Below are 19,223 nucleotides of genomic sequence, written 5' to 3'. Positions count from 1 at the left end.
CGTTTTCTGCTGTTCTCTTATTTAATACATGCGCATCCGTTTCCAGATATCCAATACCAGCTGATAGCGTTTGGGATCCATTCCTTTAAACGGCACGTTGCTGGTGCAGAAGATGTATCCGCCGCCGGGCTTTCCGTAGGTCAGACAATATTCCGCGCTGTCTGTCACATCTTGTTCGGTGCCGGTTTGCAGCGCCGCACAATGCACATTGCCGCACAGGCACACTTTGTCACCCACCAGCTCTTTTACCTTTTTAATGTCCACGCCTGCCATGGGGTCTAACGAGTGCAGAGCGTGAGGGTTACATTCCACCAATTGGTCTAAAATCGGCATAATGTTTCCGTCTGTGTGTTTAATGGTATATAATCCGTCTTTTCTGGCAGCGTCAATAATCTGATACAGATACGACTGAATGAACTCGCCAAAGTTTTGGGGAGACAGAAACGGTCCGTTATTATAACAATAATCCGAACAGAGCAGCAGGCAGTCGATGCCGTTTTCCTGCAGCCATTTGTTGTGTTCAATCGCCGCGTCTGCCCGTTTCTGCGCTTCTGCTTTCAGTCCCTTGGGGTCGTCTGCCATGCGGTATGCAAATTCATACATTTCATTGCCGTCCGGGATTGCAAACGTACCGTCGCCGTGGCTTCCGAGCATTACGGTATCGCCTACAATTTCGCGCAGACAGCGATGATACAGGGCTAAGTCGTTTGGATCTTTTAATTCATATCCGTGCGCCGGAATAATGGAATATTCCAATTTGGAATAAACCTCTGCGGTATATTCCGCCTCTTCATAAATGGCGCGGTCCTTTTCCTTTCGGCTCATTTTGCGTTGATTTTCCTCGCTGAACTGCGCACCGAAAAAGGGCCTGCCGAACATTTCCTCTGCTAACTGAAACTCCAGTTCAAAAGTAGGAACCATATCCGGCGTCTGCAAATTTAGCGCCGCCACTGCACGTTCTTTTGGCGTCATAATGCTTCACCTCTTATTGTTCTGATTTAATAGAAAATGATATAAATTTTTAACAGCTGTTCTTTTTAAAGCTGCCAGTCTTTAACATCTTTTAAAGAGTTGTAAAGTGCACAGTAGCTGTTGTAGCGGTTTTGACCGATTTCGCCTCTGTTTAATGCGTCTTTCACCGAGCAGTCCGGCTCGGTGATGTGGCTGCACCCCGGAAACCGGCACTGGCCGCCGTGTTTTGCAATTTCCGGAAACATGGCGGAAAGATTCTGGGCCATCATCTTTTCCACTTCAAAAGAGCCAAACCCCGGTGTGTCGAACACAAAACCTCCGAAGGAGAGAGGGAACAGCTCTGTATGCCGTGTGGTGTGTTTTCCCCGCTGAATTTTATCGCTCACCGCTCCGGTTTTTAAGGTGAAGTTTTCCCCCATGGCGTTGAGCAGACTGGATTTCCCAACTCCCGAGCTTCCGGCCAGTGCGGTAACCTTTCCCTTTAACAGGTCTTTTAAACGATCCACACCCTCGCCTGTTTTGGCGGAGCAGACAATCACGGGAAAGTCTGCCAATGCATATTCCTTTGCTAAATCGGCGGCTTTTTCCCGGTTCAATTCTGCTTTATTAATGCACACGGCACAGTCTACCCCCTGGGATACCGCAGTAACTGTCAGCTTGTCAATCAATTCTAAGGCCGGTTCCGGTGCGCTTATGGCAAAGGTGACCAAAAGTAAGTCGATATTGGAAACGGGAGGCCGGAAAAACTGGTTTTTCCGCGGCCCGATTTTGGTTACATACCCTTCTTTTTCTTCTGGGTCGGTAATTTCAATCTCCACCCTGTCGCCCACCATGGGAACCTGCCCGTCTTTGCGGAACCGGCCCCTTGCGCGACAGGAGAAAACCGTGCCGCTGTCGCATTTTACATAATAGAACCCGCCGATTCCTTTCATGATTGTACCAGTCATTTATGCAAGCCGTCCTTTCGGTTAATCCTCATTTGTGCCGTTGTTGCCGCCCTCGTTTGGTTCGTCATCGCCGCCGCTGGTGGGCGTGGACGAAGGCTTCGGCGTGGAGGAGGGAGATGCGCTTGCCGAGGGCTTTGCAGAAGGTGTTGGCGTGGCGGAGGTTGCCGCTTTGCCGCTGCTGATGCGAATGTCGATGGCTTTATTTTTCTTCACCCGGTTACCTTCAGCTTCAGACTGTTTCACAACCGTTCCCTTTTCCTTTTCGCTTGCCACCTGCTGCACTTCACCAAGCTTTAAGTCGGCGCGCTCTAAAGCAGATTTCGCTTCGTTTTCCGTTTTACCAAGCAAATCGGGAACAATGGTATATTCATTTTCGGTGTTGTCGTTTTTATTGCCGTTGCTTACGTATATGGTAACGACAGAACCCTCCGATGCAGAGGTGCCGGCCGCCGGATGGGTACTGATAACGCGGCCTGCGGCTACGTCGCTGTTGTCCTGCCGTTCCACGGTAACGTCAAATTTCAGCGCTTTTAATGCAGAAGTTGCGTCTGCCTCCGTCATTCCTGCAACTGAGGGGATTTTTTCCATAGTGGCAGGCTGGTCGCCCAATGTGACGGTTATTTTTGCGTTGTTTTTAATTTTTTTGCCGCTTTTTGGGTCCTGCGTTACAATGATGCCCTCATCATCTGCCTGAATTTCCTTGCCGTTTTCCTGCACAATTTTCAGCTTGGTGCCTTCAATTAGTTCCAGCGCCTCGGCACAGGTGTGGTTCACAAGTTCAGGACACTCCACCTCGTTTTTTGAGCCGCCCGTCATAAACGACCAGCCCCAAATCGCTAAGGCAATCACCGCAATACCAGCAAAAATGCCGGCCACAATGCCTAAGGTGTCGCCTTTCTTTTTCTTCTTTTTCGCCTTGGCGAGCTCGGCGCGGGAGGGCTGTTTTTTCACAGGGGCTTTGCCTTGGCTGTTCTGGGATCTGCGCTGGGGGGTGCCGTTTTTCGCACCCTGGGGTGCACCGTTTTTGTTGCTTGCAGTTTGCGGATTAATCGGCGTGAATTTTTTCGTAAACTCATCTCCTTCGTCGTACCGTACCTCAGAGCCCACGTAAACCTTTTTTAAGTCAATCAGCATTTGTGTGGCCGTTTGATACCGTTCGCTCTGTTCTTTTTTCATTGCTTTTAAAATTACCGTTTCCAAGGATTTTGGAATAGACGGGTTAAACACCGACGGGCGCACAGGCTCGGTTTCTAAATGCTGCATGGCAATGCTGATGGCGGATTCCCCTTCAAAGGGGAGCCGTCCCGTCACCATCTCGTAGGTTAAAATGCCCAAAGAATAAAGGTCAGTTTTCGCGTCGGTAAACCCGCCCCGGGCCTGCTCCGGAGAAAAATAATGCACACTGCCCATGGTGAGGCCGCCGGTGGTAATGGTTCCCTGGTTTAACGCCTTTGCAATGCCAAAATCGGTAATTTTTAAAATTCCCTCTTTGGTGATGATAATGTTTTCCGGCTTAATGTCTTTATGCACAATGCCCTTTTTGTGAGCATGCTCAAGACCGGAACAAATTTGGGAAGCATAGTCAACCGCCTCTTTCCACTGGAGAACTCCCTTTGCGCTCAAGTATTGTTTTAAGGTGATGCCCTCCACATATTCCATGACGATATATTCCAAATCGTCTTCGTTTCCTACATCATAAATTGAAACGATATTCGGGTGAGACAGGCTGCCAGCGGACTGCGCCTCAATTTTAAACCGCTTGATAAACTCCAAATCGTCCCGGTATTCCGGACGCAGCACCTTAATTGCCACATACCGGTTTAGAACCAGGCATTTTGCCCGGTAAACAATGGCCATTCCGCCCCGGCCGATTTCCTCTATAATTTCGTATCTCCCATCAATAATCTTTCCACTCATCATGATTTGCCATCTCCGTTTCTGGTAATTTTAAAACCTGATTAAAATTACGGTTATATTATCCGTGCCGCCAGCGGTTTCCGCTTCCGCAACCAGTTTGTTTGCCGCGTCGTTTAGCGTTTCGCTTAAATTTATAACAGACAGAATTTCTTCGTCCTCCACCATGTTCACCAAGCCGTCGGAGCAGAGTAGAATTACGTCGCCCGCCTCTGCCCGAAACTCGTAAATGTCCGCTTCAACGGTCTTGTCCGTTCCCACCGCGCGGGTAATGATGTTCTTCTGGGGATGGCGCCGCGCCTCCTCCTTTGTGATTTTGCCGTTTTCTAAAAGCATTTCCACCAGGGAGTGGTCTTTTGTGATTTGCGTAATTTTCTCCCCGCGGATTAAGTATAGCCTGGAATCGCCCACCTGAACCGCGGTCACGTTGTGTTCCTCCGCAACGCAGGCCGTCATGGTGGTGCCCATGCCCGAAAGATTTCTGGCGTTTACGCTCATTTCATAAATTTCGCGGTTGGCGTCGTTTACGGCTTTTACCAAAACGTCTTTTGCATTTTTGCCGCATTTTCCAAGAACGTCCTTCTGCACAATTCCCACGGCCTTGCCGCTGGCAACCTCGCCTGCGTTGTGGCCGCCCATGCCGTCGGCAACAATGGCCAAAACCGTGCCGGACTGGTCAGGCTCGGACACAAAATAGGAATCCTCGTTTAGAGGACGGATGCGTCCGACGCTTGTAGCTGAACTCACTTCCATTCGTTTATCACCTCGTTAATTTATGTCTGTTTCTATGTGTGCTGCTTTTTTCCTGAGCTGTCCGCATGCAGCGTCTATGTCGCTTCCCAGCTCCCGTCTTACGGTAGCGTTTAAGCCTCTTTCGACAAGCCGTTTTAAAAACGCCGCCACATGCTGTTTTTCTGTTTTTTTAAAATCACGTTCCCGCACGTTGTTCACGGGAATTAAATTGATATGGTAAAGCCCGCCGGAAAACAGTTTTGCCAATTTGTCCGCACAGGCTGTGCTGTCGTTTTTGCCGCGGATCAAGGCATATTCAATGCTGATCCGCCGGTTTGTTTTTTGAATATAATGCGTCATTGCCGCGGTTAAGGTTTCCAGCGGATATTTTTTGTTGATGGGCATAATTTCGCTTCGTAAATCGTTAAAAGGCGCGTGAAGCGAAACAGAAAGCGTAATTGGCAGGTTCAGGCTTGCCAGCTCATAAATTTTCGGCACCACCCCGCAGGTGGACAGCGAAATGTGGCGGTAGCCGATATTCAGCGCGTCTTTATGGTTCACAATTTTTAAGAATTTTACCACGTTGTCAAAATTGTCTAACGGTTCGCCAATGCCCATCATCACAATATTGGAGATTTTTTCGCCGGTTTCCTTTTCTGCCGCCAAGATTTGCTCTAAAATTTCGGCGGCGGAGAGGTTGCGCACCTTGCCGCCGATTGTGGAAGCACAGAACGCGCACCCCATGGCGCAGCCCACCTGGGTGGACACACACAGCGTGTTGCCGTGGTGATAGCGCATGAACACGCTTTCAATCAGGCTGCCGTCGGAAAGGCAGAACAAAAATTTCACGGTGCCGTCTTTTTTCGACACCTGTTTTTCCTGGCAGGTGAGGGTTCCAATATAATAATGTTCCGAAAGGGTTTCTCTCAGCTCCTTAGAAAGGGTGGTAATTTCGCAAATCGCGTCTGTTTTAAAAACGGCGCTGAAAATCTGTCCGGCGCGGTAGCCGGGCAGCGAAAGCGACTTGCAAAGCGCCTGGGTTTCTTCAAATGTAAGGTTTCTGAAATCTGTTTTCATGGGTTAGCCTTTTCTTCTATCTTAATTTTTTCAGTCTGCAAACAAAAAATCCGTCGCTGTTATCCGTGTCCGGAAACAGCTCGATAAATCCCGCTTTGGCCCGCTGTGCCATTTCCCCGGCGATGTGGGGATTTTTCATTGCGTCCATTTCAAAATTCGGATTTTCCTTTAAAAAAGCATGAACGCGCCCCAAGTTTTCGGAAGGGTTTATGGTGCAGGTGGAGTAAACCAAAATGCCGCCGGGCTTTACATACTCTTTTGCCGTGTTTAAAATTTGCTGCTGCACAGATAAAATTTCATCAAAATCGGTAATGTGTTCTTTATATTTTATGTCAGGTTTGCGCCGGATAATACCCAGCCCGGAACAGGGCACGTCCAGCAGGACTTTGTCGGCAATCTGTCTAAGTGCCGGATTGGGCTCCGCCGCGTCTGCCTGTTTGGTTTTTATTATGGTAATGCCCAGCCGTTTTGCCGCCTCGTTTACGGCATGAAGCCGTTTTTCATACAGGTCTGAGGCGTAAATTTGTCCGCAGTTTTCCATCAGCTCTGCTAAGTGCGTGGTTTTGCCGCCCGGTGCGGCGCAAAGGTCTAACACCGTGTCGCCCGGCTCGGGCGAAAGGGAAAGTGCCGCAAGCTGTGAGCTTTGGTCCTGCACAGTGAAAAGAGAAGAAAACTCTCGCCTTGCCTGCTCGCTTGCGCCAAACAGATACAGTCCGCAGTCGGTAAACGGCGTTTCTTTCGTTTCAATGCCGGCGCGGTGCAGTTTTTCAGCCAGCTCCTGCCGGGTTGTTTTTAAAATATTTACCCGAACACAGAGGGGCGGTGTTTCGTTCCCTGCTGCCAAAAGCGCCTCTGCACGGCTCTTGCCAAAGGTGTTTACAAAAAACGAGGTCAACTCCTCGGGGTAGGAGAATTTTACGCTGAAATACTTTACGGCGTCTTTTTTTAAGGGCGAAAGGTCAGCCCCGCCGCTTCGCAGCACCGACCGCAAAACAGCGTTTACAAATCCCGCCGTGCGGCCGCGGCTTCGTTTTTTCGCAAGGGAAACCGCCTCTGACACAGCGGCGTGGTCGGGGATTTTATTCATAAACAAAATCTGATAAACGCCCAACCGCAAAATGTTTAATACCGTCGGTTCAATTTTTTTCAGACGCAGGGATGCGTTTGCGCGGATGATGTAATCTAAATAAAGCTTGTTTCGGTAAACGCCGAAAACCAGTTCTTTTATAAAAGCGGCATCTAAGGGCGAAAAGTTGTTCGCCTTTAAAACCTCCATATACACCAGATTTAAATATCCGTGATTTGTTTCGGTTTTCGTTAAAATTTTAAGTGCCGCCTGCCGCGCAGTCAATTCGTTCACCCCATTTCGGTATGTAAAACTACATCATCGGTTCGCCCCGTTCCGTTAGGATGCCCGTGCGGCAAATGCTGACCGTTTGGGGACGAAATTCTTCTATATATGTTTTCATTGCTTCTATTAATAAATCTGGTTTTAAGTTTGCGTTGCTGCCTGCGGAAATCACTGCAGAAAAAGAATGCTCCTCTTTCCGGCACAAATCCATAATATCGGGCCGAATGTCCGCCACGCCCTCGGAGCGTTTTGTTTTTTTCACAATTTTAACGGTTTCCCGCTCTAAAAAGCGTTCCAGTTTGTCTGCATCTATTTTCGCGTCTGTGGTGATATCATAACTTGCGTAGCGGATTTCCTTTGCTTTTCTGCTGGTTTCGTTTAACTCGCAAATTTGGGGAATTTCCATGCCCAAAGGCGCTGCGGATTTTAATTTTTTCAAGCACTCCAGCATGCTGACGCTTTTTTCAAACTCGGCGTCTAAATATTCGCAGGATGACTCAAACCCCACAGACAGCGGCAGCAGAACCGACATTTTCGGGTGGGGGTTAAATCCGTTGGAATATGCCACGGGCAGCTCCGCCCGGTGAAACATGCGCGTAAACAGGCGGATCATGTCTAAGTGGGACACATATTTCATGTCGCCATACTTTGTAAACTGAATGCGGAATTTAGCCACAGAACCCACCTCCAAAAGACGGAATGACACCGCAGCCGGCGCATTTTTCCCGGCAGTTTGCGGTTGGCTCGCCCCGCTTTGCCTTTTCGTTCTCATTCATCAAAAACGCTTTGGAGACGCCGATGTCAATGTGATCCCAGGGAAGAATTTCTTCATAGCTGCGCTCCCTCTCGTTATAAAATGAGGGGTCAATGCCGGTGTTTGCAAAGGCAGTTTGCCATGTTTCCATGTTAAAAAATTCGTGCCAGCTGTCAAACTTTGCGCCCAGTCGGTGCGCTTCAACCAATACTTTAGAAAGCTTTCGGTCTCCCCGGGCAAACACGCCCTCTAAAATGCTTAAAGAGGAGTCGTGCCAGTTATAAGAAACGTAGCGGTTTTTGATTGCGTCTTTTAAAAGCATCTGTTTTTCAAACAGCTGCCCCTGTGTGTTCTGCCCGAACCACTGGAATGGCGTGAAGGGCTTCGGCACAAAGGAGGAAACGCTCACCGTAACCCGCAGGTTTTTGTTGCGTATTTCCTTCGGCGTGTGTTTGTAGATGGAAACCACCTCGTCTGCCAATTTCGAAATTCCTAAAATATCGTCTTCCGTTTCGGTGGGCAGGCCAATCATAAAATAGAGCTTAATCGTGCCGTAGCCGCCGGAAAATGCCGTTTGCGCCGCAGTGCTTAAATCCTGCTCCGTAATGTTTTTATTAATTACGTCCCGAAGCCGCTGGGTTCCTGCCTCCGGCGCAAAGGTCAGGCCGGATTTTCTTACCTTTTGCACCTTTTGCATAAGCTCCATGGAAAAGTTGTCCAGCCGAAGAGACGGCAGCGACAGGCCGATTTTTTTCTGCTCTGTAAGGGCAAGAAGCCCGTCGGTAAGCTCTTTTAAGCTTGTATAGTCGCTGGTGCTTAAAGAGGAAAGGGAAATTTCTTCATACCCTGTGTTCTGAATAAGCCGCTGGGCCAAGGAAAGCAGCGTTTCCGGCGACCGCTCCCGCACAGGGCGGTAAATCATGCCCGCCTGGCAAAACCGGCAGCCGCGGATGCAGCCGCGGAAAATTTCCAGCATAATTCTGTCGTGGACGATTTCCATAAACGGCACAATGATGTTATCCGGCGCAAAGGAGCTGTCAAAATCTTTTATAATCCGTTTTTTTATTTTGTCCGGCGCATGTTCATCGTTTTTCGTAAAGGATTTGATGGTGCCGTCTTCGTGATACTCCACATCATAAAATTTTGGCACATAAATGCCCTCAATGGCCACAATTTCCCGCAGGAAATCGTCTTTTTTGCCGCCGTTTTGTTTCACCCTGTGGTAGACGTCCATCACTTCCATCATGATTTCTTCTCCCTCGCCCAGCATAAAAAAGTCGATAAAGTCGGCCAAAGGCTCCGGGTTATAAGCGCAGGGACCGCCTGCACAGATGATGGGATATTCCTCGTCCCGGTCCTTTGCATAAAAGGGAATGTGGCCCAAATCCAACATATTTAAAATGTTGGTGTAGCTCATTTCATACTGAAGCGTAAATCCCAAAAAGTCGAACTCTTTGGCAGGCGTTTTGGTTTCCAGCGAAAACAAAGGAATGTTTTCTGCACGCATCTGCTCCTCCATGTCCACCCAGGGGGCAAAGAACCGCTCGCAGTAAATGTCTTCTGCAGTGTTTAGCAGGTGGTATAAAATTTTCATTCCTAAATGGGACATGCCGATTTCATACACGTCGGCAAAGCAAAAGCCAAACCGGATGGAAATATCGTCAAGCGCCTTGTGTACGCTGTTATATTCGTTCCCGATATAGCGGGAAGGTTTTTCAACTGTTTTTAAAATTGCATCTAAATTCATAAATTCCTCCGGAAAATTAAAGTTTTCCTGTAATTTGTTTTAAATATGCCAAAGACGGCAAAGGGCGGGAAAACACCTGTTCGCACATTTTTTCCGTGCACTGGGCAAACTCGTCGATTGCACTTTTTGAAAGCGCAAAGGAAAAGGCCTTTTTGTCGTCGCTGTTTTGCGCATACCGCATGGCGGCCAGGGTGTTTTCGGTGATAATGCATGCGTCGTGAACACCGCCACAGCTGCGGCAAACCGTTCCTCCTGCCGAGGGGCTGAAAAAGCACAGCTTCTCGGTGTCGTCGCACATTGTGCAGGCGTCAAGCTCTGGGGCAAACCCCAAATAGCACAAAAGGCGAAGCTCAAACACGCATTTTATCAGCTCCATGTTCTTGCTGGAGTTTGAGAGCAGGTATAACGTGTTTAAAAGCAGGGGCAAAATGGCTTTTGCGTCCTCAGCGCCGGGGTGAAACGCGGCGGTGAGCTCTGCAAAGTATGATGCAAAGGAAAGCCGCTCAATGTTGGAGGAAAGGCCGAAAAACCCCTCTTTTTGTGCGCTTTGCGTCACAACAAAAAGTTCCTTGCCCGGCCGGAGCACAAAATCGCTGTAGCCAAACACCTGGCTTCCGGCAGCAAGCTTGCTTTTCATGTTTTTAACGCCCTTTACAGAGGCGGAGACCAGCCCTGCCCCGCTGGTCAAAATTTTAATAATGGCGTCTTTTTCTCCCACATAAGTCCGTTTTAAAACAACGCCGTCTGTTTTTATCAGTTCCATGCCATCGCCACTCGTTTATTGTAATTCAAACCCAAAGTTTGCAATTTTGCCCCGTTTGTTCCGCCAGTCTTCATTCACCTTAACCCACAGGGACAAAAACACCTTTTTATCATGCATGCGCTCAAGCTCAGTGCGGGCCTCGGTGCCGATTCTTTTCAGCATTTCGCCGCCCCTGCCGATGATAATTCCCTTGTGGGACTGTTTTTCACAGTATATGTTTGCCTCAATGGTAAGTTTCGAGGCCGACTCCTCAAAAGAAAAGATTTCAATTGCAATGCCATGGGGCACTTCTTTATTCAAGCTCCTGAGCAGCTTTTCCCGAATGATTTCCGCGGCAATCTGGCGCTGGGGCTGGTCGGTTACCATGTCCTCGGGAAAATATTGGGGGCCGGGTTTTATAAATTTTTCAATCTCTGCCTTCACGGCATCTACCCCGTCGCACTTTCTTGCGGAAATGGGCACTACGGCGGCAAAGTCAAATACATTTGTATATACCGTAATAACAGACAGCAACACGTCTTTTTTCACTGTGTCGATTTTATTAATCACCAAAATCACAGGCGTTTTTTGTTTTTTTAAACGCTCAATGATTTTTTCCTCCGTCCGTCCCACGTTGGCAATTGGTTCCACCAAAAGCAAAATGGCGTCGGTGTCAACTAAGGCGTTATTTGCGGATTTTACCATCATCTCCGCCAACATGCTGGTAGGTTCGTGAATTCCCGGCGTGTCGGTAAACACAATTTGTTTGTCTTCGTCTGTTAAAATTCCCAAAATGTTGTTTCTGGTGGTTTGGGGCTTGCTGGAGATAATTGCAATTTTTTCGCCCACAAGGCGGTTTATTAAGGTGGATTTCCCCACGTTGGGCCTGCCGATTATACTGACAAAGCCGGATTTAAATTCTGCCATTTAAAATCTCCTTATTTTTCTAAATATTGTTTCCCGTGGAGCAAAACCGTAAAGCCGAATTTGGGCAGCGCCAACATTCTGACAAACCGGGACGGCTGTTTGATCAGGCGGTAAAGCCACTCAAGCCCCAGTTTCTGAAACCCGACTGGTGCTCGCTTCACCGTGCCTGCAAACACGTCTAAGCTGCCGCCGATTCCCATACATACTTTGGCACCTAGTTCATGTTTATGTGTATCAATCCAAAGCTCCTGTTTGGGAAAGCCCAAACACACAAACAAAAGGTCCGGCTTTTTCTCGTTGATGTCTTCTATAATTCGCTGCTCTTTTTCTGTGTCAAAATATCCGTCCGCCGTGCCGCAGATATTGGTTCCGGGGTAAAGACGGCAAAGGTTTTCCGCCGCAGCCTCTGCCACGCCGGGTTTTCCGCCGAACAAATAAACCGATTTGCCCGTTCCTGCAATTTTGGCTAAAACCATGTTTGCCAGGTCGAATCCGCCCACACGCTCGGGTAGCGGCCGTTTTAAAATTTTTGAAGCGTGCACCACGCCGATTCCGTCAGGCGTTACCATGTCGCCCCGGTTTAAAACCGCACAGTATTCAGGATTTTTATAAGCATATAAAATAATTTCCGAATTGGGGGTATATACGCTGTAAACGGAACCGCCGTCCATTGCCGCAACTAACGTTTCCGCCGCTTCTTTCATTGCAGCGGTGTCAACGCCCACGCCCAAAACATTCAGCCTTTTTTTGTCACTCATTGGTTTCCTCCGTCACATGATAAAATTCATCCATATATAAAACCTGCTTTCCCTCGTTGTCCACATTTTCTAAGGAATATACGGGAGTAATGGTTTTAATCTTTATATTCCGCGCGCAGGCGCGGACAGCGCCGGTAACCGCCCAGTCCGCATAAAAAACGCTTTTCACATGGTCTTTGTAAAAAGACGTCTGCGGTGTGATAACCTCCTGCGAAAGCACTAAAACCGTTTCTTTTTTGCCGGCCAGCACCTCGTCGTCTAAGTGCTGTAACACCTCGTTTACAATTTGGCCGTCCAATTCGCTCACTGCTTTGTAGGTGTGCACCTCATTTACACAGCCCACCAAAAAAACCGACGTTAACAAAAACAGCGCGGCGGTTTTCGCACAGCGGTTTTGAAACGCCAAGGCCAAAAGCGGCGCAAACAGCACGCAAAAACCAGGCAGGCAAACCACAATGCTGCGGTAGGTCAGCCAAACGTCCGGCACCAATATGTTGGGCAGAAGGGGCAAAACAATCAGCAGCAGTCCCAGCGGCACGCACAGCTTTGCTTCGGCAAAGAGTTTATATTTTCCGCCGGCATATGCACAAAGAACAGAAACACATAAAATCAAAATGCTGATAACAATGCCGAAAACGCCGTTCTGCATTAGAATTTTCAGCCCGTCTAAAAAACCTGCGGCAGTGGTGCGGTAAAGTCCGGCGGTGAAGATATATCCAAACTGGGAGAAAAGCTCGCCCAGCCGGGCGCCAATGTGGGTGACAGAAAATTCTGCGGCACGGCTGCCTAAAGCGCCGATGTGGGCCGCCAGCTTATAATAGACTAGCACCGCGGCGGTGCACAAAGCCGGAATCGCCAAAAGCCACAGGCGTTTATACTGTTTTTCATCAAAGGTAAATTTTAAAATAATCAGCCCCTGAATAAGCCCGGACAGCACGGTGACAGACTCATAAAACCCGAAAGAGGCCAGGGAGCAGACCGCGTAAAGCACCAGTTGCCAGGCTTTTCTTTCTTTTATATATATAATTAGAAGATATGCCGTAAGCGCGGCGAAAAACAGCCCCACCACAATCCGTGAAGACGCTGAAATCCAATATGTTCCCTCAAACCCCAGGGGAAGCAGCAGATAAACCGCGTAGAAAAACGGTGTAACGGCGATTCCGCACAACGTGAAACACCGGTCAAACAGCTTTGCAGACAAAAACAACAACGCGCAGAGAATGAGCAGCGCAAGAGCCATGTTGGGAAAAAACGCACCCCAAACCGCCGGGTCGAAAAACGCCGCCAGAGGCCGGTTTGACGCGGTGCCAATTCCGAAATAAACCCTGGAAAGGTTGTCATACAGCGGATAGCAGCCATATTGAACATAGTCGTCCAGCACACAGAAGTAAGAAAATCCCGCGCTGAAAACCTTTATGAGCAGTGCCGCGGCGAAGGCTGTGTCCAAAAATAAGCCTGTCGTTGTTTTTTTCATACAAATCTCCTGTTTATACATAATTATACAAAATATATTATAACACGGAAGCCATGAAAAAACAAGAAAAATCGTTGGTGTTCACAGAATGTAAAGGTTTCGTAAAAGTTTCGATAAATTATTTTTGTTTTCCTGCAACATTTTTGCCTTGCCAGTTGTTTGTATTAGTGAAGGGCCCAAAAAACAAATTATGATACAACTTCAGGAGGTAACAATCATGAAAAAATTTACTACATTATTATTAAGCGGCGCGTTAATCTGCGCACAGGCGTTTGCAGTTTCGGCAGAAGGCAATTTAATATCAGCGGGCGGCGAAAACAACTACAGCATTTTTGTGAATGAAGAAAAACTGGACATTGGGGACAAAACGGTATATACTAAAGGAGATCAAATTATGGTTCCGGTCCGTTTCGTTGGTGAGAAGCTTGGTTTTGCGATTGAGTGGAAAGCGGAAGGCCAGGGAATTTTCTTAGACAACGGAACTGTGAACACATCGGTTTACATAGGGGCAGACAGATACTACAAGGCAAGTTCCGCTGCAATCGGCATGTCTGCGCCGACGGCGCTGGGCGCGGCCCCCGAACTGAAAGACGGCACAACCTTTGTTCCGGCCAACATGTTCAAAATTTTATTTGGCAATGACGATGCGGTTATCGTGAAAGACAACACGATAACCTTTCAGGTGGAAACAGAGTCGCAGGTTCAAATTCCCAACCCTGTAAAAGAGCACAAAACGGTGGAAGACGCAATTGTGGCATCAGGTTTTAACGCTGTTGTTCCAACCAAGCTTCCGGAAGGATATGAAATGAGCGCAGTTACCACTATTTCAAACCGAATACTACAGATTTTTTATGAATCGGGAAACGGTGTAATTTCATACAGAACGGCTGTAGGGGACGAAGATATCAGCGGTGACTATTCTGTTTATGAATCTGTGAAAGACGTAACAATCGGCGGGCTCACCGTAACCGTAAAGGGCGAGGGTGAAACCGTTCACAGCGCAGCTTGGACGAATAGCGGCGAAATGTTTGCCCTTCACGCAGAAAAAGGACTTTCTATGAATGATATCCGCGTTATCATTGAAAATATAAAATAAAATTTTTTAAGGCTGCGGTTTTACAGGCCGTGCGGCGGAAATGAAAAAAGGAGGCATCTTGTTTGGAGTCGACAGAACAGACCATATCGCGGCTTTTGAATTTATACGGTGATATGATACTACGATTATCCTTTTCCTACTTAAAAAACATGCAGGATGCCGAAGATGTTGTGCAGGAAGTTTTTATCAAGTTTATGGACTATACCCCGAATTTTAATGACAGCGGCCACGAAAAGGCCTGGTTCATGAAAACGTCTGTTAACCTTTGTAAAAACAAGTTAAAATCCTACGGGAGAAAACACACCTCCTTTTTTGAAGAGGAGGCACAAATTCCGATCTGCGACAGCTATGACGAGGGAAGCGATGTAACCCGCGCGGTTTTAAGCCTTCCTGAACAGTACCGCGTTGCGGTACACCTTTATTACTATGAGGGATACCGCACTGCGGAAATTGCAAAGCTTTTGCAGCAAACACAGACAACGGTGCGTTCCCATTTATTCAGAGCCAGAAAGCTGCTGAAACAAATTTTAAAGGAGGATTATGACTTTGATGAACCGATATAAAGCGTCGATGGATAAAATTGTTTTGTCCGACGAAATGAAAGCAAAAGTCATGAATGCCGCCCTTTCACATAAAAAAAACAGAAAGAAAATAATATACCGGCGCATCCGGTATGGAAGCCTTGCGGCGTGTGTGCTTTTATTTCTATGTCTTGCGCCGGTTTTAAAAAAAGTTCCTTTTGGCGGGCAGAGCGCTCTGCCGGAGGAGTTTGTGCCGACAGAGCCGCCGGCGCAGCAGACGCCCAATGCACCGCCGTCGGAGAGGGATGAGACAGTTACGGCAGAGAAGCCAACACCCCCTGCCGGCCAGGAAAAACCTGCGGTTAAAACGCCGGCAGGAAAGCCGGAAAAACCAAAGACTGGGAACGGGCAGAGCGATGGGCCTGCACAGACAGCGCGACCGGACGATTCCGGAAACAAGCTGGATACGTCGCAACAATCCGCTCCTCCGGCAGACGCCGAACCCGGCGGGAATGCCTCCTCCGGCGTGCTTCCACCGTTGGAGAGCCAGCTGCCCTCTGACGGAGAACCGCCTGAAGATACGCTTCCTTCTGTTAACGGCGGAAATCCGATGCAGGGCGCAGAGGAATTTTCAGAGCTTCATGCCCTTGCAGGCTTCGATTTTTTTGTGCCGGGATATATGCCGGAAGGGCATCAAATTACAAATATGTCCCAGCTGGGAAAAGATTTTATTCAGGTTGATTATGAAAGTGAAGACGACAGGCTCACCTACCGCACGGGAACCGGATCCGGTGATATCAGCGGCGATTATAACGCCTATGAGCTGACAGAAACCGAGCAATTCGGCGAAAACGCTGTGACGGTAAAGTCAAGCGGAGGGCTGTGCAAAGTTGCCGTTTGGCAAAATGGCCCGGCTGTGTTTTCTATCACCAGCAGCCATGGAATTTTAAAAGAAGAATTAAAAGCCATCATTTTAAATCTTGTATTTATTGAAGAATAAAAAAAGCCGGGCCGCATTTGCGGTCCGGCTTTTTTTATTTGTTATACTTTAAAAGTTCGGCAAACGTGCCGCCTTCCTTTTGACTGAGTGCGTCATAGGAGCCTTCTTCCACAACCTTACCGCTTTCAAACACCAAAATGCGGTCTACATTTCGAATGGTGGAAAGCCTGTGGGCAATGATGATAACCGTGTGGGTTTTCATTAAGGTTTCCATTGCGTCTTGAATGGCGTGTTCCGAGATGTTGTCTAACGCCGAGGTTGCCTCGTCAAATATTAAGATATCGGGGTTGCCCAAAACCGCGCGGGCAATGGCAATGCGCTGCTTCTGTCCGCCGGAAAGGTCTAACCCGCCGTCGCCTACCACGGTGTTCCACCCGTTTTCCAGCTCGTTTACAAACTCGTGCACGTGGGCAATTTCCATTGCGTTTACAATATCTTTGTTTGAAGCATCGGGCCGGGCAATTTTAATGTTATCCCAAATGGAACCGTAGAAAATGAAGGTGCTCTGGGGAACAATTCCAAACGACACCCGAAGGTCGTGGAGGCTGTAGTCCCGCACGTCCTTGCCGTGAACCAGCACCGCGCCGTTTTGCACGTCGTAAAGCCGCATGGCAAGCTTTGAAAAGGTGCTTTTGCCGCTTCCGCTGCTGCCAACCAATGCCACGCTTTCGCCGTAGCGGATGCTGCAGCTGAAGTTTTCAAATATTTTTCTGTTTTCATACGCAAAGTCAATGTTTTCAAACGCAATGCAGGGCTTTTGCTTCTTCATGGCGCTGTCGCGCTCAACTTCCACGCTTCTTTGGCGCGTTTCCTCTTTTTCAGGGGTGGCGGAGCTGGTGTTTAAAATGGCCATGATTTTGTTTAAGCCCGATTCGGCGCTGCTCTTTTGCAGGCCGATGTTCAGCCAGGTGATTAAAATGCCCAGAATGGAGGTCATGCTGGATAAAAACGCATAGAGCACACCAACGGAAACGCCCCGGTAAACACAGGAGATTGCGCCGACAAAATATACCACCGCCGTGCCGATATACTGAATTAGTTCAGGCTTTAAAGACTCCTTTTGCTGAGAGGTGGAAGCCACTACACCTTTTTCATACATCTGACCTAAAATGTTTTGAAAGTTTTTAAACGTGTTGTCTTCAATGGAATAGAGCTTCACCGCGTCCATACCGTTTAGGGTGTCGCTTAAATATTTGCTGGCCTCGGCCTCGCTGCGGATATAGTCGGTGGAAACCCGCCGCATTTTCCGCCGGGCAAACTTGTTAAACAGCGCCATCACCATTGCGGTGGCAAGCAAAATTACGGTGAGCACCCAGTCGTAATACAACAGGGCGGTGAGTGAAATTGCCAGAGATACCACCTGGTAGGGCACACCCATAAAAATTTGGCTCATATAGGTTTTAATGTTCACCATGGGAGTTCCCATAATGCAGTTAAACAACTCGCCCGCCGAGGTGCTTTCGTAAAACTTCATGCCCATTTGCTGCACATGGGCAAAAAATTTCGACCTCAGGTTGAACAAAGAGCCCTCTAAGGCGCGGAACATCTTGGTAAAGCCCATTCGCCAGATGAACACCCTGGTGGTCGCAATGGCGATGTATAACAGGCAAAGCATCCCTACAAACCGGATTTTGTCGTTGGGCATCAACGCATCATTTGAAATTCCGCTGTCAACAATATATTTAATTACAAGGGGCTGAACGGCCACACAAACGCCCACAATCAACGCACAAATCACGCAGAAAATCAGTTTTCCCTTGTGTTCGCGGATGTAGGGCCACATATGAATCCAAAAGCCTTTTTTATCATTGTTCTGTTTCATAACAATCACGCACGCTTTCTCAAAATTGAGCTTGTAGCTTGTTTTTGTTATTTCTTTTCAATCGTGATAATTATATGCCGTTCTTTTGGAAAAGTCAATACATTCCTGCCATGATTTTATTACAATTTTATATCTCCAATATTACAGCAAGATTAAGCTTGTTTCTTTTCTGTCAATGAAAATTTACTGTTTCGTGAATAAAATTTTAAATTTGTGATACAAATGAAAAAAAAGATTGTATAACGGCGGCAAGTGTACTATAATATAATAAGATTGTCATAATTATATGTGAATTGATGGAAAGGACGTAACGTTATGAAACCTGTTGTTTGCGTCGTATTCGGCGGCAAATCATCAGAACATGAGATATCCTGTATGTCGGCTTATAACATTATCAGCCACTTAAACAGAGAAAAATACAGCCTGCTGCTTGTGGGAATTACAAAAGAGGGAGAAAGCTTTCTCTACAGCGGAGACATTTCCCATATTAAGGACGGAAGCTGGGCAGATGCGCCCGGCAAATCCTGCGTAATTTCCCCGAACCCCAAGCACGGCGGCCTAATTGTTATGAATAAAAACGGCGACTTTTTCACAGAACATGTGGATGTTTATTTTCCGGTTCTCCACGGCAAAAACGGCGAGGACGGCACCATTCAGGGCGTTTTTGAACTTTCGCAGGTTCCCTATGTGGGCAACGGCGTCACCGGTTCCGCCCTGTGCATGGATAAAATTCTGACAAAAAAAGTGCTGATTCAAGAGGGAATTCCCGTAACTGACGGGTTCGACCTGGTACATAACGCGGCGGACAGTGTGGACGCGGCGGACGAACAAATTTGTAAAACCTTTGGCTATCCCGTTGTGGTGAAGCCTGCCAATGCAGGGTCTTCTGTTGGAATTACGCTGGTACAGGATAAAAACGAGTTAAAGACGGCTTTAAAAGTTGCGGCAAACGAAGACCGGCGGGTTTTGGTGGAAAAAATGATGGACATCCGCGAGGTGGAGTGCGCCGTTTTGGGTAGCCATGAAAAGGCTGAGGCCTCGTGCCTGGGCGAAATTGTGAAAACCACGGCCATGTATGACTATGACACCAAATATATTGACGACACCGCCGGGCTGGAAATTCCCGCAAAGCTAGATGGGGATTTGACCGAAACCATTCGCGGTTTGGCAGTGCGCGCCTTTTATGCGTTAGACTGCACCGGCCTTGCAAGAGTTGACTTTTTTGTGGAGAAAAATACAGGCAGGGTTTGTTTAAACGAAATTAACACTCTGCCGGGATTCACAGACATCAGCATGTATCCCATGCTTTGGGAGCGCAGCGGCCTTGAAAACAGCGTTTTGCTTGACAGATTGATTGACTTTGCTATGAATGAGTTCGGAGGGAGATAA

Annotated in this window: 17 protein-coding genes; 4 read left to right on the top strand and 13 right to left on the bottom strand. The window is 47.9% G+C overall.

The window, feature by feature from the left end; all coding sequences use genetic code 11:
* Positions 1 to 21 precede the first annotated feature (21 nt).
* The 12 genes from WIG73_RS06270 to WIG73_RS06215 form a co-directional block, all read right to left on the bottom strand.
* The gene (locus tag WIG73_RS06270) at positions 22 to 972 is read right to left on the bottom strand and encodes a uroporphyrinogen decarboxylase family protein (protein ID WP_337399744.1); all 951 of its coding nucleotides are present in this window, start codon (positions 970 to 972) and stop codon (positions 22 to 24) included.
* Positions 973 to 1,037: 65 nt separating this feature from the next.
* Positions 1,038 to 1,919: a ribosome small subunit-dependent GTPase A gene (gene rsgA / locus WIG73_RS06265; protein ID WP_337399743.1), complete on the bottom strand. Its 882-nt coding sequence runs from the start codon at positions 1,917 to 1,919 to the stop codon at positions 1,038 to 1,040.
* A gap of 21 nt (positions 1,920 to 1,940) precedes the next feature.
* Positions 1,941 to 3,839, bottom strand: coding sequence for a Stk1 family PASTA domain-containing Ser/Thr kinase (pknB, locus tag WIG73_RS06260; protein WP_249313543.1), 1,899 nt, complete (start codon positions 3,837 to 3,839; stop codon positions 1,941 to 1,943).
* A gap of 27 nt (positions 3,840 to 3,866) precedes the next feature.
* On the bottom strand, positions 3,867 to 4,586 hold the full coding sequence (locus WIG73_RS06255; protein ID WP_177679244.1) for a Stp1/IreP family PP2C-type Ser/Thr phosphatase: 720 nt from the start codon (positions 4,584 to 4,586) through the stop codon (positions 3,867 to 3,869).
* Positions 4,587 to 4,601: 15 nt separating this feature from the next.
* The gene (rlmN, locus tag WIG73_RS06250; protein WP_337399742.1) at positions 4,602 to 5,642 is read right to left on the bottom strand and encodes a 23S rRNA (adenine(2503)-C(2))-methyltransferase RlmN; all 1,041 of its coding nucleotides are present in this window, start codon (positions 5,640 to 5,642) and stop codon (positions 4,602 to 4,604) included.
* 16 nt (positions 5,643 to 5,658) lie between these two features.
* Positions 5,659 to 6,993 (bottom strand): 16S rRNA (cytosine(967)-C(5))-methyltransferase RsmB, encoded by a 1,335-nt coding sequence (gene rsmB, locus WIG73_RS06245; RefSeq protein ID WP_337399741.1) that lies wholly within the window; start codon positions 6,991 to 6,993, stop codon positions 5,659 to 5,661.
* A gap of 28 nt (positions 6,994 to 7,021) precedes the next feature.
* Positions 7,022 to 7,669 carry a TIGR03936 family radical SAM-associated protein gene (locus WIG73_RS06240; RefSeq protein ID WP_337399740.1) on the bottom strand — a complete coding sequence of 216 codons (648 nt, stop codon included), beginning with the start codon at positions 7,667 to 7,669 and terminating at the stop codon, positions 7,022 to 7,024.
* On the bottom strand, positions 7,662 to 9,494 hold the full coding sequence (locus WIG73_RS06235) for a TIGR03960 family B12-binding radical SAM protein (protein ID WP_337399739.1): 1,833 nt from the start codon (positions 9,492 to 9,494) through the stop codon (positions 7,662 to 7,664). Before WIG73_RS06235 ends, WIG73_RS06240 begins: the two co-directional genes overlap by 8 nt.
* A gap of 16 nt (positions 9,495 to 9,510) precedes the next feature.
* Positions 9,511 to 10,257: a DNA repair protein RecO gene (recO, locus tag WIG73_RS06230; RefSeq protein WP_337399738.1), complete on the bottom strand. Its 747-nt coding sequence runs from the start codon at positions 10,255 to 10,257 to the stop codon at positions 9,511 to 9,513.
* A 15-nt stretch (positions 10,258 to 10,272) separates the two neighbouring features.
* Entirely contained in the window at positions 10,273 to 11,163 is an 891-nt protein-coding gene (gene era, locus WIG73_RS06225) for a GTPase Era (RefSeq protein ID WP_337399737.1), read from the bottom strand.
* Positions 11,164 to 11,174: 11 nt separating this feature from the next.
* Positions 11,175 to 11,921 (bottom strand): WecB/TagA/CpsF family glycosyltransferase, encoded by a 747-nt coding sequence (locus WIG73_RS06220; protein WP_249313550.1) that lies wholly within the window; start codon positions 11,919 to 11,921, stop codon positions 11,175 to 11,177.
* Positions 11,914 to 13,395, bottom strand: a complete 1,482-nt coding sequence (locus tag WIG73_RS06215) for a glucosyltransferase domain-containing protein (RefSeq protein ID WP_337399736.1) — start codon at positions 13,393 to 13,395, stop codon at positions 11,914 to 11,916. Before WIG73_RS06215 ends, WIG73_RS06220 begins: the two co-directional genes overlap by 8 nt.
* A 217-nt stretch (positions 13,396 to 13,612) precedes the next feature.
* Here WIG73_RS06215 and WIG73_RS06210 point away from each other — a divergent pair, with 217 nt between their 5' ends.
* The 3 genes from WIG73_RS06210 to WIG73_RS06200 all read left to right on the top strand — a co-directional run bounded on the left by WIG73_RS06210 (position 13,613) and on the right by WIG73_RS06200 (position 16,012).
* Positions 13,613 to 14,491, top strand: coding sequence for a stalk domain-containing protein (locus WIG73_RS06210; protein ID WP_337399735.1), 879 nt, complete (start codon positions 13,613 to 13,615; stop codon positions 14,489 to 14,491).
* Between the two features lie 62 nt (positions 14,492 to 14,553).
* Positions 14,554 to 15,054, top strand: a complete 501-nt coding sequence (locus WIG73_RS06205) for a sigma-70 family RNA polymerase sigma factor (protein ID WP_337399734.1) — start codon at positions 14,554 to 14,556, stop codon at positions 15,052 to 15,054.
* The gene (locus WIG73_RS06200) at positions 15,041 to 16,012 is read left to right on the top strand and encodes a DUF4367 domain-containing protein (protein WP_337399881.1); all 972 of its coding nucleotides are present in this window, start codon (positions 15,041 to 15,043) and stop codon (positions 16,010 to 16,012) included. Before WIG73_RS06205 ends, WIG73_RS06200 begins: the two co-directional genes overlap by 14 nt.
* Positions 16,013 to 16,046: 34 nt before the next feature.
* Here WIG73_RS06200 and WIG73_RS06195 read toward each other — a convergent pair whose 3' ends face one another.
* A complete protein-coding gene (locus WIG73_RS06195) occupies positions 16,047 to 17,834 on the bottom strand; it encodes an ABC transporter ATP-binding protein (RefSeq protein WP_249313554.1) in 1,788 nt (595 codons plus the stop codon).
* Positions 17,835 to 18,149: 315 nt separating this feature from the next.
* Between WIG73_RS06195 and WIG73_RS06190 the strand changes: the two genes are divergently transcribed.
* Complete coding sequence (locus tag WIG73_RS06190; RefSeq protein WP_337399733.1) at positions 18,150 to 19,223, top strand: D-alanine--D-alanine ligase family protein; 1,074 nt, start codon at positions 18,150 to 18,152, stop codon at positions 19,221 to 19,223.

The sequence above is a fragment of the Congzhengia sp. genome (genome assembly GCF_037235575.1).
GTDB classification, from domain to species: domain Bacteria; phylum Bacillota; class Clostridia; order UBA1381; family UBA9506; genus Congzhengia; species Congzhengia minquanensis.
The sequence above is the reverse complement of the archived record's forward strand: the minus strand, read 5'-3'. Positions and strand labels throughout refer to the sequence as shown.

Excerpts from the sequence above, each read along its gene's own strand:
- WIG73_RS06270 (WP_337399744.1), bottom strand. The coding sequence starts at position 972 with ATGACGCCAAAAGAACGTGCAGTGGCGGCGCTAAATTTGCAGACGCCG.
- rsgA (WP_337399743.1), bottom strand. The coding sequence starts at position 1,919 with ATGACTGGTACAATCATGAAAGGAATCGGCGGGTTCTATTATGTAAAA.
- pknB (WP_249313543.1), bottom strand. The coding sequence starts at position 3,839 with ATGATGAGTGGAAAGATTATTGATGGGAGATACGAAATTATAGAGGAA.
- WIG73_RS06255 (WP_177679244.1), bottom strand. The coding sequence starts at position 4,586 with ATGGAAGTGAGTTCAGCTACAAGCGTCGGACGCATCCGTCCTCTAAAC.
- rlmN (WP_337399742.1), bottom strand. The coding sequence starts at position 5,642 with ATGAAAACAGATTTCAGAAACCTTACATTTGAAGAAACCCAGGCGCTT.
- WIG73_RS06235 (WP_337399739.1), bottom strand. The coding sequence starts at position 9,494 with ATGAATTTAGATGCAATTTTAAAAACAGTTGAAAAACCTTCCCGCTAT.
- recO (WP_337399738.1), bottom strand. The coding sequence starts at position 10,257 with ATGGAACTGATAAAAACAGACGGCGTTGTTTTAAAACGGACTTATGTG.
- era (WP_337399737.1), bottom strand. The coding sequence starts at position 11,163 with ATGGCAGAATTTAAATCCGGCTTTGTCAGTATAATCGGCAGGCCCAAC.
- WIG73_RS06220 (WP_249313550.1), bottom strand. The coding sequence starts at position 11,921 with ATGAGTGACAAAAAAAGGCTGAATGTTTTGGGCGTGGGCGTTGACACC.
- WIG73_RS06215 (WP_337399736.1), bottom strand. The coding sequence starts at position 13,395 with ATGAAAAAAACAACGACAGGCTTATTTTTGGACACAGCCTTCGCCGCG.
- WIG73_RS06210 (WP_337399735.1), top strand. The coding sequence starts at position 13,613 with ATGAAAAAATTTACTACATTATTATTAAGCGGCGCGTTAATCTGCGCA.
- WIG73_RS06200 (WP_337399881.1), top strand. The coding sequence starts at position 15,041 with ATGAACCGATATAAAGCGTCGATGGATAAAATTGTTTTGTCCGACGAA.
- WIG73_RS06195 (WP_249313554.1), bottom strand. The coding sequence starts at position 17,834 with ATGAAACAGAACAATGATAAAAAAGGCTTTTGGATTCATATGTGGCCC.
- WIG73_RS06190 (WP_337399733.1), top strand. The coding sequence starts at position 18,150 with ATGAAACCTGTTGTTTGCGTCGTATTCGGCGGCAAATCATCAGAACAT.